Source organism: Arthrobacter sp. WCS2018Hpa-7 (genome assembly GCF_031843805.1).
Taxonomy (GTDB): domain Bacteria; phylum Actinomycetota; class Actinomycetes; order Actinomycetales; family Micrococcaceae; genus Arthrobacter.
This window is the reverse complement of sequence record NZ_JAVTJB010000012.1, coordinates 134,365-146,600: the sequence shown is the minus strand read 5'-3', so window position 1 is coordinate 146,600 and position 12,236 is coordinate 134,365. Positions and strand designations below refer to the sequence as shown.

General features: G+C 62.6%; 10 protein-coding genes and 1 pseudogene. 4 read left to right on the top strand and 7 right to left on the bottom strand.

Going from position 1 to position 12,236, the window contains the following annotated elements; all coding sequences use genetic code 11:
- Nucleotides 1-91: 91 nt before the first annotated feature.
- The 6 genes and pseudogenes from RQH14_RS14430 to RQH14_RS14405 form a co-directional block, all read right to left on the bottom strand.
- Nucleotides 92-1,225, bottom strand: coding sequence for a Gfo/Idh/MocA family oxidoreductase (locus RQH14_RS14430; RefSeq protein ID WP_311213872.1), 1,134 nt, complete (start codon nucleotides 1,223-1,225; stop codon nucleotides 92-94).
- On the bottom strand, nucleotides 1,222-1,995 hold the full coding sequence (locus RQH14_RS14425) for a ThuA domain-containing protein (protein WP_311213871.1): 774 nt from the start codon (nucleotides 1,993-1,995) through the stop codon (nucleotides 1,222-1,224). Before RQH14_RS14425 ends, RQH14_RS14430 begins: the two co-directional genes overlap by 4 nt.
- Nucleotides 1,996-2,024: 29 nt before the next feature.
- Nucleotides 2,025-2,897: a carbohydrate ABC transporter permease gene (locus RQH14_RS14420; protein ID WP_311213870.1), complete on the bottom strand. Its 873-nt coding sequence runs from the start codon at nucleotides 2,895-2,897 to the stop codon at nucleotides 2,025-2,027.
- Between the two features lie 6 nt (nucleotides 2,898-2,903).
- Complete coding sequence (locus RQH14_RS14415; RefSeq protein WP_311213869.1) at nucleotides 2,904-3,893, bottom strand: sugar ABC transporter permease; 990 nt, start codon at nucleotides 3,891-3,893, stop codon at nucleotides 2,904-2,906.
- A gap of 10 nt (nucleotides 3,894-3,903) precedes the next feature.
- Nucleotides 3,904-5,138 (bottom strand): annotated as a pseudogene (locus tag RQH14_RS14410) (extracellular solute-binding protein).
- A 98-nt stretch (nucleotides 5,139-5,236) separates the two neighbouring features.
- The gene (locus RQH14_RS14405; RefSeq protein ID WP_311213868.1) at nucleotides 5,237-6,259 is read right to left on the bottom strand and encodes a LacI family DNA-binding transcriptional regulator; all 1,023 of its coding nucleotides are present in this window, start codon (nucleotides 6,257-6,259) and stop codon (nucleotides 5,237-5,239) included.
- 407 nt (nucleotides 6,260-6,666) lie between these two features.
- Here RQH14_RS14405 and RQH14_RS14400 point away from each other — a divergent pair, with 407 nt between their 5' ends.
- From RQH14_RS14400 to paaZ, 4 genes are all read left to right on the top strand, one after another.
- Nucleotides 6,667-7,542 (top strand): SGNH/GDSL hydrolase family protein, encoded by an 876-nt coding sequence (locus tag RQH14_RS14400; RefSeq protein WP_311213867.1) that lies wholly within the window; start codon nucleotides 6,667-6,669, stop codon nucleotides 7,540-7,542.
- A gap of 155 nt (nucleotides 7,543-7,697) precedes the next feature.
- Nucleotides 7,698-8,438, top strand: a complete 741-nt coding sequence (locus RQH14_RS14395) for a tyrosine-protein phosphatase (RefSeq protein ID WP_311213866.1) — start codon at nucleotides 7,698-7,700, stop codon at nucleotides 8,436-8,438.
- Nucleotides 8,435-9,451 (top strand): glycosyltransferase, encoded by a 1,017-nt coding sequence (locus RQH14_RS14390; protein ID WP_311213865.1) that lies wholly within the window; start codon nucleotides 8,435-8,437, stop codon nucleotides 9,449-9,451. Before RQH14_RS14395 ends, RQH14_RS14390 begins: the two co-directional genes overlap by 4 nt.
- Nucleotides 9,452-9,590: 139 nt before the next feature.
- Complete coding sequence (gene paaZ / locus RQH14_RS14385) at nucleotides 9,591-11,690, top strand: phenylacetic acid degradation bifunctional protein PaaZ (protein ID WP_311213864.1); 2,100 nt, start codon at nucleotides 9,591-9,593, stop codon at nucleotides 11,688-11,690.
- A 320-nt stretch (nucleotides 11,691-12,010) separates the two neighbouring features.
- Here paaZ and RQH14_RS14380 read toward each other — a convergent pair whose 3' ends face one another.
- Entirely contained in the window at nucleotides 12,011-12,232 is a 222-nt protein-coding gene (locus tag RQH14_RS14380) for a transposase (protein WP_311213863.1), read from the bottom strand.
- Between the last annotated feature and the right edge of the window lie 4 nt (nucleotides 12,233-12,236).

Sequence of the window (12,236 nt, the reverse complement as noted above, 5' to 3'; positions counted from 1 at the left end):
GTGCGGCGAGGGGTGAGCTCTCGCCTTTTTAGGTGCGCTGAATGTCCCGAGAGCTAACCCCTCGGCGAGGGTAGCGAGGAGTGCGTGCGGCTCACAACGGCAGGCGCTCCCCGGCCAACGCACTCCGAACCGAGGTCCACGACTTCAGTACCTCCAGCACCGCGGGGTCCCGTTCTGCCAGGATCGCTTGCTGGTAGGAGTCCTCCAGAAGCGAATCCACGGAAACCCGGGCGCCCGTGGAAGCGCTGAGAATCGCGGCCTCCACCATGGCCAGGCTCATGATGTTCTGATGAACCCGTCCCATGGGCGTGCTTCCGGTGCGAACAGCGGCGACGAAGTCCCGCAAGGACCCGGCGATTTCCTGGCCAGGATCCCCGAAATCCACGGCATCGTCGGAAACAGGAACAGAGGACACCGGCTCGTTGTCGCCGTCCCAGAGAACAGTTCCGTGCTCACCGCTGATGCGCCACGAAGCATTCCAAGAGGTTTCCTGGCCCGGGCTGCACCAGCTGCCCGTGAAAACAAACCGCTCCCCACCGGTCATCTCGAAGATGGCCGTGGAACCTGCATCCCCGCGATACCAACTCCACGACGGGTTGTACTCCTCGCAGAACACGGAGACAGGATCGGCGTCGAGCAGGAATCGGGCCATGTCGAACTGGTGGATGGCCATATCCAGCAGGAGTGGATGATCCATGGCATCGCGGAATCCGCCGAAGCGCGGGGCTTTGAAGAACTCCGCTGAGACGATACCCACGGAACCCACGGCAGAGGACAACCGTTTAGCCGCGAACAGGTGTTTGTTGTAGCGCCGGGATTGGCTGACCATGAACAGCTGGCCGTGGAGTTCGGCGGCGGCGGCCAAGGACAGTCCTTGCGCCACAGTTGAAGCCACTGGTTTCTCACCGAGGACCGGCAGCCCTGCGGCCAACGCTTCGGTGGTGACCGGATGGTGCGCGGCAGGGATGGTGACGTTGATGACTGCCTGGGCTCCGACGTCGGACGCCAACTGAGCGGTCCCGGCACCGAGGGGGAGGTCGGGACGGCCCACGGACGCCGCCGCGTCAGCGGCAGCCGCAAGGTCCAGGTCAACGATGCCCACCAGCTCAACCAAGGGTGACGACTCTACAGTTCGAAGCCACGCGCGGCCCATGCCCCCGGCGCCCACAACGACGACGCGAAGGGGAGTACCGTCGTCGGGAATCGTAGCGAAAGGCGGGTTCACGCGTTGGCTCCCTGGTAGCTCTTGCCGTTGAAGAAGTCGTTGGTTTCGTAGCGGAGCAGCTCCGGAACAGCGCGTTCAGGGCGGTCGGTGACGGCCCATTCCACGGCATTGGCGATCACGCGCCGCACGTCCTTGTGGTGGTAGACGGGGTAGTCCTGGTCGCCGGGGCTGAAGAAGAAGATTTTGCCGTGACCGCGACGGAAGGTGCAACCGGACCGGAAGACTTCGCCGCCGCTGAAGGAACTGATGAACACCAGTTCCTCGGGCGTGGGGATGTCGAAGAACTCGCCGTACATTTCCTGCTGCGGAATCTCGATAGGGTGCGGGATGCCCTTGGCGATGGGGTGCGTGGGATCCACAGTCCATACGAGTTCGCGGTCCTGCTCGGAGCGCCAACGCAGCGTGCAGGAGGTGCCCATGAGCTTGGTGAAGATCTTGGACCAGTGACCTGAGTGCAGCACGATCAGGCCCATTCCGGCCAGGACGTGTCGGTGGACGCGCTCCACGATCTCGTCCTCAACATCTGCGTGGGACATGTGGCCCCACCAAGTCAGGACGTCGGTGGCGGCGAGGACTTCTTCGGTGAGGCCGTGTTCCGGATCGTCCAGGGTTGCGGTCCGGACCTCGACGGCGGCACCCAGGTTCTCTTCGATGCCCGCCTTGACGGCGCCGTGCATGCCGTCCGGATAGAGGCGGGCCACCAGTTCGTCGCGCTTTTCGTGGCGGTTCTCGGACCACACGGTGACGCGGATGGGATTGCTGTCAGTCATGATTTCTCCTTTGGAGGTGTGTAAGCGGTCTACTTGACCGCACCGCCGGTGGTGCCGGCGGCGATGTATTTTTGGGCCGCGACCAGCAGGACGATGGCCGGGATGGAGGCGAGTACCGCCGTCGCCATGACCGAACTCCAGTCATTCACGTAGGCGCCGATGTACTGGAAGATGCCCAAGGTGACGGGCCGGACGGCTTCGGTGGTGGTAAGGGTCAGTGCGAAAAGGAAGTCACTCCAGGCGAACAGGAAGGTGAAGAGTCCCGCGGTGATCAGGGAGTTCCGGCTGAGCGGAAGGACGATTGACCAGAACGCCCGCAGGTGTCCTGCCCCATCCACCCGGGCGGCCTCGATTACGGATGCAGGCATGCCGTTCATGAATGCCCTGATGATGAGGATCGCGAAGGGAATGCCGTGGGCCGAGTCAGCCAGGATCAGGCCCGGGATGGAGTTGAGCAGGCCGAGGTCGTTGTACGCGGTGTAGAGGGCGTTGGCCACCACGATCCCCGGGATCATCTGGCTGATGAGGATGGCGAACAGGACCACACCGGCGCCTCGGACCTTGAAGTAGGCCAGAGCGTATGCGGCCGGAGCTGCGATTGCGAGGCTCAACGCCACGCTGCCCAGGGAGATGATGAGGCTGGTTCCGAGGTTGCCTGCTTGCTCATTGATGGCCGTGGCGTAGCCGGTGAAGTCAGGTTTCACCGGGAACCACGAGGTTTCCAGGGTGGTGCCGTTTGGTTGCAGGGAGGCGTTGATCATCCAATAGACGGGGAACAGCATCACGGCCAGGAAGAAGATGGCCAGTGCGGTGTAGCCCCAGTTCTTGCGTCCCGTTGGTTTTGGGCCGCTGGCTGTCCCTCCGTCGCGAAGGAGGTTGGGTGCTTTCAGTGCGGTTGTCATGATTTCTCACTCGTCCACTGCGCGTCGGCTGGCCCGCAGGTACAGAACTGCGAAGACCAGGGAGATGATCACCAGCACGTTGCCCAAGGCCGCACCTTCGCCGAACTTGAATTCGTGGAAGGAAAGGTTGTAGGACTGCGTGGCGATGGTTTGGGTGGAATTGGCGGGCCCGCCGTTGGTGAGGCCCAGGATGATGTCCAGTACCTTCAGGGTGTACACCACTCCAAGTACCAGCACCACGCTGACTACAGGCCGCAGCATGGGCCACGTGATGTGGCGGAACGCTTTCCATCCGGTGGCGCCGTCCAGGGACCCGGCTTCGTAGAGCTCGTCAGGGATTTCCTGCAGGCCGCCGTAGAGGATGGTCAGGTTGAACGGGATGCCGATCCAGATGTTCACACCCACCACGGCAATCAGCGCCAGGGATGTGCTGGTGAGCCACGGAATGCCCGTATCGATGATGCCGAGATCTCCGAGGAACCGGTTCAGCGCACCGCTGTCCTTATCCAGAATCCAGCGCCACACCGCACTGGACACGATCAAGGGAAGGAGCCACGGAAGCAGGAGCAGCGATCGCAGGATGCCGTTGAGCGGGAACTTGCGCTGGAAGAAAATCGCCAGCGCCAGGCCGATCACGAACTGGCCCAGAATCGAGCCGATGGTGAACAAGGCGGTATTCAGCAGCGAGGTTGAAAACAACGACGACGACAGCACAGTCACGTAGTTGGCGAACCCTACCCAAGGGGCTTCTCCGGTGAAGAACGTGGAGGTGGTGTACTCCTGGAAACTCATCACCACGTTCTTGACTACCGGGTAGCCGAAGAACAGCGTCATGTAGACCACTGCGGGAACCAGGAAGAGCCATTGGAAGACGCGCTCGCGGCGTTGACGGGAACGACGCCGGGGTGCCGGCTTTTCGGTGCCGGTACCGTGCGTCTTCGCGGCCTCGCCGGTAGCCTGCCCCTTTGAATGAGGTAAATCAGTTGCTAATGACATGGCAGGCTGCCTACTGACCCTGGGCTTGCTTGAGGGCGTCGGCCGGTGACGCGTTGCCCGTCAACGAAGTCTGGATGGCGGTGTAAATCTTGGTAGCCTGCGCCGGCCATTCTTCTCCGAGTTGTCCGGTGCGGGCACGGGCGGTCTTGATCAGCTCGGTGAACGTGGCGAGCTTGGGGTTGTCGGAGGCAAACTTGTCCGAGAGCGTGGTTTTGGAAGGGATGGTGTTGCGGGCCGTGGCCATGGCCAGTTGGTTTTCGTCGCTGTTCAAGCAGGCCACCATCTCAGCGGCTTTGGCTTGCCGGGCCTTGTTCCCGGTCTGCGGGACAGTCCATACTTCGCCGCCGAGCGGAGCAACGGACGTCTGCCCGGCCTCACGGACAGGGATCTTGACTACGCCGTACTGAAGGGTGGGCTGCTTGTCCAAGGCCGGGATCTGCCACGGTCCGTTGACCATCATGGCGGCTTTGCCTGCCAGGAACTGGTCTTTCACGTCAGCCTGGGTCCAGTTGAGCGCGGAAGACGAAACCGAGCCACTCTTCACAAGGTCGGTCCACAGTTGAGGGCCTGCTCGGTCTCCTTGGTGTCGATCTTCTTCTCGTCGCCGCCGTTGGACCACATGACGGGAAGGAACTGCCACGTGCCCTCGTAGGTGGGGTTGGCGTTGAATGCGAGTCCGTACTGGTCTCCGGCAGTGAGCTTTGCGGAAGCCGCCTTGAGCTCATCCCACGTAGTGGGGGGAGTAACTCCGGCTGCGGCCAGGATGTCCTTGTTGTAGAACAGGGCGATGGTGTTAACGGTGGGCGCCAACCCGTAAACCTTGTCCTTGTAGGTGCCAGCGCTCAGCACGCCTTCGGCGAAGTTTTCCGTGCTGACGTTGAAATCGGCCAGGGGAGCCAGCGCTCCCGTGGCGGCGATCTGTTGGAGGTCCGGGTTGTCCAGCATGAGGACGTCGGGGAGCGTCTTGGAAGAGGACTGCTGGAGAACCTTGGAAATGAGCGACTTTCCGGGGACGGTTTCGCGCTTCACGGTCACGCCCAGTTGCGTGCCGCACTTGGTCAGGGCGTCCCCAATGAACGACTTGTCAGGCTCGTTGTTGTAGTAGTCCATCACGGAGATTTCGGTGACGGACTCCGTCGATGAAGCTGCAGTTGAGTTACCGCAGGCGGAAAGAGCCAGGGGTAAACCGACCAAGGCAACTCCGGCGAGGGCAAGTGGACGGCGTGTCCTTTGTGCTGACTTCATTGTCTGTTCCTTTTGTGGGATCGATTCATCGATGCGTATCGACGATGCGTATCGATGGATTCGGAGTAGGAGATAGAGCAGGTGGTTACAGAGGGGGCTTAGCTGCCGTGGGGTGGGCGGAGCGTGCTGGCACGGTGCGTAATGACCGTGGGTACCAATTCCAGGGATTCGTGTGGTCCCTGGTTTTCGGCTTCGAGGAGGTTGCAAATAATCTTCACCGCGCGGCGGGAAACTTCTGCCGGGCGGAGGTCAATGGTGGAGAGCGGAATGGGCTGGAGCTCTGCAAGCGTTGGGGAAGCGCTGCCGATGACGGAGACATCTGCGCCTGGCGTGAGTCCGCGGGCGGTCAATGCCCGACGCAGGATGTCTTGGACTGTACGGTCCGGTGCAATGAACGCCGGTTTGCCGTGGGTGGCGGCCAGTGCCTTATCCACGGAATCGGTGATGATACTGACGTCCGCCCCACCAGGAAAATGCTGGACCGACACTCCCAGGCTCTGGGCGGCAGCATCCGCACCACCCATGAACCGTTCCACGTAATTCACGTGACGGTTCACCACTGCCGGCTGCCAGTCGATGATCGAAATGACATCGTGCCCGGCTGCGGCCAAGTCCCTGACACACTGATCACCGGCCATTTCAAAGTCCGCGTCGATGCACACCAACCCGGACGGGTCGCGGGGGATGCCTATCAGCAGTACCGGCACGTTCAGGCTCCGCGCAATAGGCAGCCGTTCGTCCTCGTCTTCAACCTGCATGAGGATCAGTCCATCGCAGATTTGTTGACCGACGACGCGGCGCAACCCGGCGGCGCCTTCGTCTTCCGTCACCAGCAGGATGTCGTGGTCGTATTGCCGCGCCGTGGAAGCGATCACGGAGACGAACTCCATAATCGAACCCATCTCCAGCTCAGGAATGAAGGGAATGACCAGGCCAATCACGTGCGTCCGGCGTCCAGCCAGGGCACGTGCTCCGGCATTGGGCTGGTAGGTGAGCTGCTCAATGGCGTCCTCAACCTTTTTCCGGGTCTTCTCGGAGATGGGCCGCTTGCCGCTCAAAACGTAAGAAACCGTGCTTTGGGCTACTCCGGCGGCCTGGGCTACGTCCTTGCTGGTGGGCATGGCCTGACCTCCTTGTGCTCGCTGCTGAACAGTCTGAATGGATTGTCGATACGTATCGTCGATGCGCATCGAGAACGAGTATGACATGGGTCACTCAGGCTCCGCAAGGGTCGTGCCTGGATCGATTTCTGAATTCTGCCCGTCTTGTCCCTTTACCCGCCGCGCCGAAGGGTTAGCTCTCGCCTTTATTGGCTCCCGCGAAAGTGCCGAAAGCTAACCCCTCGGCACATGCCCGAAGCTCGGAACCTTTCGTCGTCGATCCAGTGTCAACGTCTTTCCACGGCATCCCATCAGGCGTACTCTTGCCAACACATTGCCCCGGTATGCGGCCGAGTGGTGGGGCGAGCCGTGACCTCCGCACTTTCGGAGTGCCGGAGCCCCATTTGAGCACTGCGAAGGGGAAAATCATGGCAACTCATCAAGCACGACGACGGCTGGCGGCTTTAGTGGGCGGGCTCGCTGTCCTGGGACTTTCGTTGGGATTCGTGGGGAGTCCTGCGAATGCCGCACCTCCACCATCGGCTGACTACGTGGCACTCGGTGATTCGTACACGGCGGGGACCGGCGCAGGAGGGCTCTACCGGGACGCCCTTTGCTGGCAGAGCAAGCCTGGCTATGTGGATGTGGTTGCGGATACTGGCCGGGTCAACTTACTTGAAAACCTCGCTTGCCACGGAGCCCTGCTCGTGCCCGGTGGTCCTTTTTACAACGGTGCACCGTCGGTAGTTGAACAGATCGCCGCCGGCCAAACCGCACTGCGAAATGCCGAGTTGGTGAGCATCACCGCCGGCGCCATCGATGCGGGAAGCCTCGTGGCGCTTCAGGCTTGCGCGACTCCGGACACCGTGACGTGCGCAGGGACCGTCAATGCGATCATCGCCAACCTCCCCGTGCTTGAGGCCGGCCTTGAGGGTATCTACCAAACCATTCAAGCTTCGGCTCCGCAGGCAACCATTGCTGTCCTTGGCTATCCGCGGCTTTTTGATCCCGTGAATGGTGTGCCGGTCATTCCCGTCCAGAACCAAGCAAAGGTCAATCAGGCCATCGACGCTCTGAACTCAACCATCGCCAAAGCGGTGGCTGACAGCCGGACCAACGCGAAGTTCATCGACGTCACCAAGAGGTTTGCCGGCCACGCTGCGAATTCCCTGGTGCCGTGGATCATCCTGGACTTCCGGCTGCCTCTCCCGGACGCCAACTTCCATCCGAACGTTGCCGGGCATCAAGCCTACGCAGCCGCGCTGATCTCCGCTGTCAAGCCTGCCCAGCTGGCCAAGCGGTAGGTCTACCCATTCGTCGAGGGGCGGGCTTTCGGCAGTATGCACGCTCGAAAGTGCTGAGAGCTCACCCCTCGGCGCACCCGAAAGTGCTGAGAGCTAACCCCTCGGCGCACCTCAACGCTCACACACGCGCCCTCCCATGTGCTTAGCTGGCTGCTATGGAGGGGACATCTGAAGCTCACCGAAGCGTCCACTGGGACGGCGCCGTAAACGCATGGCGGATCGCCGGGGACGTCTATCGGATGGGCCGGCATGAGTGGGTCACCGAGGTCGGCTGGCAGCAGATGTACGACGACGGCGTCCGCACCGTGATCTACCTCCGCGCCTCCCGCGAGCGTCGCCAACGCGACACCGATCCCGAGGTGCCGGACGACGTGAAGGCGCGTATCGACGTCGTACATTGCCCCACGGAGGATCCGGATCACCGCCGCTTCAGCGAGCTGTTCGGTCCGTACTTGAAGGATCCGGCGAAGTACGGCGACTACGTGGACCTGTTCGCCGACAAGATCGCTCCGGTCTTCAAGGCCATTGCGGCGTCGCCCGGCAAAGTGGTGGTTCACTGTTCGGCGGGGAGGGATCGCAGCGGCGTGATCGCGCTGATGCTGCAGCGGCTGGCGGGCATGAGCGACGAGGACATTGTGCGTGGCTACGAGCTTGCGGCCCGGGGAATCAATGAGCGGCATCGAACGCATGGTGCCCCGCATGCCCATGATCCGTACCTTCCCGAGGACGAACTTGAGGCCATGCTGGAGCAGAAAAGGGCGGGCCTGCGCGAGTTCCTCGACGGGCTGGACGTCGTGGCTTTTTTGAGGGCCAACGGCGTTGTGGAACACGAGGTTGACGCACTGAGGTCAAAGCTCGGCTCGGGGGCCACTACCGCTGCTAACATGCAGGATTGATCACACTTCCCCAACGGAATGGACCCGCCATGAACGCCGGTGCCCGCGTCACTATCGTGACCCGAACCAAGAACCGTCCGATTTTCCTGGCCCGGGCCCTGGACGATGTCTTCGCCCAGACTTTCCAGGATTTCGAGTTGGTGATTGTGAACGACGGCGGCAACCCGGCCGACGTCGATCGCCTCACCTCCCAGCGGACCGACGGCGAGCGGGAACGGATCACTACGCTGCACCATTCCGAGTCCGTGGGGATGGAAGCGGCGTCGAACGCGGGTATCAAAGCCGGATCCGGTGAGTTCATTGTGATCCATGACGACGACGATTTCTGGGCCCCGAACTTCCTTGAGCGCACCGTGGCTTACCTGGACGATCCTGCGAATGAAGCCGAAAGTGGCGTCATGGTCCGGACGGAGATCGTCATCGAGGAGCTGGTGGGGGACCGGATTGAGCCGATCCGCCGTGAGATTTTCTGGGCGGACATGCAGCAGATCACCCTTGCGGACATGCTGAAGATCAACCGGGCCGTTCCCATTTCCTTCCTGTACCGCCGGAGCCTGCACGACGCCGTGGGCTACTACAACGAGGACCTCCCCGTGGTGGGCGACTGGGAGTTCCACTTGCGCACCCTCAGCCACTCGCGCGTGGGATTCCTCGACGGCGAACCGCTCGCGTTCTGGTCGCAGCGGCCGGAGTCCGAGGGGCATGAGGGCAACAGCATTTTCGCAAAGGCTGCCGAGCATGCCCGTTACGATGCCCTGGTCCGCGATGAGCATCTTCGCGATGGCGTCGCCCAGGGAGGGCTTGGCGGAATGTTGTACCTGACCCGCGTCCTGGCTGAGCAGGAGGAACTCATCCGTGCCCAGCAGCGCCGACTCGACGAAACCGGCGCCAAGCTCGACCACGTTCTGGAACGGCTGGATGCCCTGAACCAGACAGTCATCGCCCGGACCAGTGTGGGGGAGTTCCTCAAGAAGCCGCTGTTGTTGGCCAGGAAGCTGGGTGGCCGGGGCTGACGCCTCCCGCGAAATAACTGCTGTACTCCTCCGGGCATTCATGTACCCTGTATATATTACCGAACGGCCGGTCAGTAATGTTGGCTCCAGCCAACAATGACCGTGCCGCTTTCACGTGCCTTGGAAGGACCCGTCGACGATGACCACTACCGCAGTCGCCCCGGAAACCACAGCCGTTGCAACCGTCCCCAGTTACGTTCAGGATGCCTGGTGGACACCGGCGCCTGATGCCAGGAAAGTCCCTGTCCGCGATGCCAGCACCGGAGAAGTCCTGGCCAACGTGAGCACCGATGGACTGGACCTTGCCGCCGTCGTGGATTTCGCCCGCACCACAGGCCAAACTGAACTCGGGAAGCTGACGTTCCACCAGCGTGCGCTCAAGCTCAAGGAGCTTGCCCAGTACCTCAACGGCCGGCGCCAGGAGCTGTACGAGTCCTCGTCGCAGAGCGGCGCCACCAAGATCGACAACATGATCGACATCGACGGCGGCATCGGCGTGCTCTTCACGTTCGGATCCAAGGGCCGCCGTGAACTGCCCAACTCGCAGGTGGTGGTGGACGGCCCCATGGAGGTGCTCTCCAAGGACGGCTCGTTCGCAGGCGAGCACATCTATACCCGCATCCCGGGCGTCGCAGTGCAGATCAACGCCTTCAACTTCCCCGTGTGGGGAATGCTGGAGAAGTTCGCTCCCGCCTTCCTCGCCGGTGTTCCCACCATCGTGAAGCCGGCTACGCCCACGGGCTACGTCGCCGCCGCTGCGGTCAAGGCAATGGTCGAATCGGGCATTCTACCCACCGGTTCCCTCCAGCTGATCTCCGGTTCCGCGCGCACCATCCTGGACGAACTCGATTACCGCGACCTCGTGTCCTTCACCGGATCGGCCTCAACGGCGAACTCGCTGAAGGGCCACCGCAACGTGGTCCAGGGTGGCGTCCGTTTCACGTCTGAGACCGACTCCCTCAACGCCGCGATTCTCGGCCCGGATGCTGTTCCCGGGACTCCGGAGTTCGACGCTTTCGTCAAGGCCGTCGTCACCGAAATGACCGTCAAGGCCGGCCAGAAGTGTACGGCCATCCGCCGCATCATCGTCCCGCAGGCGCTGACCGCCGAGGTCGCCGCCGCCGTTGGTGCGCGAATTAACGAGCGCGTCGTTGTTGGCGACCCCCGCGCCGAGGGCGTCACCATGGGTGCCCTGGCTTCGCTGGAGCAGCTCGCCGACGTCCGCGTTGCTGTGCAATCAATGCTCGACGCCGGTGGCGAGCTTGCGTACGGATCCCTCGATACGCCGTCGGTCACCTCAGTCGGCGGCGAAGTGGGGGTCGTGGAGGACGGCGCGTTCATGTCGCCTGTTCTCCTGAGCTGGGCGGACGCCGAAGCTGAGGAAGTCCACTCACTCGAGGCATTCGGTCCGGTTTCCTCCGTGCTCGGTTACTCGGATTTGGCCGATGCCGTCCGCCTCGCAGCCCGCGGTTCCGGCTCCCTGGTCGCTTCGGTGTGCACCAACGATCCTTCCGTGGCGCAGGAGCTGGTGCTTGGCATCGCGGCCCACCACGGCCGCGTCCACATGCTCAACCGTGAAGACGCTCGCTCCTCCACCGGTCACGGATCCCCGGTTCCGCACCTGGTTCACGGTGGTCCGGGCCGCGCCGGTGGTGGCGAGGAGCTGGGCGGTATCCGCTCCGTCCTGCACCACATGCAGCGCACGGCCATCCAGGGCTCCCCGAACATGCTGACCGCCGTCACGGGACAGTGGCACACCGGCGCCGACCGCAACTTCACGGTGGAAACCGAGGGCGAGCACCCGTTCCGCAAGTCGTTGGCGACCCTCCGGATCGGCGACGCTGTTCGCTCGGAACTCCGGGAGGTCAGGCTCGAGGACATCAGTGCATTCGCCAATTCCACGGGCGACACGTTCTACGCCCACACCAACCAGGAAGCCGCCGAAGCCAACCCGTTCTTCCCCGGCATCGTGGCCCATGGTTACCTGCTCCTGAGCTGGGCTGCCGGCCTCTTCGTGGAGCCCGCGCCGGGTCCCGTCCTGGCCAACTACGGCCTGGAGAACCTGCGCTTCATCACCCCGGTGGCGGCGGGCGACTCCATCCGGGTCACTCTGACGGCAAAGAAGATCACTCCGCGTGAGACGGACGAGTACGGCGAAGTTGCTTGGGACGCTGTCCTGACCAACCAGAACGACGAAATCGTGGCCACGTACGACGTCCTCACCCTCGTGGAGAAGTAACCCTCTCTCACATCCCGCGGGTTTGGGCGTGTCGCTCTTTCATGTCCCGCGGGTTTGGGCGTGTCGTTCTTTCACGTCCCGCGGGTTCGGGTGTGACGCTCTTTCATGACCCGCGGGTTTAGATGGAAATCGACGCGCCAGCGGCCGATCGAACGCCTTCCCACATGACGGGGAAGGCGTTCGGCGTTTCGGTTGAGGGCGGACAGGAGACCGCGCGACGAAGCTACCTGAGAAGTCCTCTACTGTTGCTTCGCGGCAAAGAAGGCGCTGGTTTTCCAGGAACTCAACCTCGGCTCCAGAGGCGCGTTCTCGGCCAGTGCCTACTGACGCTCTTCCCATCCCACGGGCCCACGATCGGGCGCCGGGACCTGTACCGGACCACCGGGGGAACGCTCACGGGCCCGCGCGAGCCAGTTTCCCAGCGTGATTTCCTTCACCCCGATCTCCTCAGCTGCCTGTTTCAACGACCGACCAGTGGACAAAACCAGCTGCACTGCTTCCTCGCGGAACGCAGCATCGTATTTTCTTCTTGGCGTGGTCATCTGA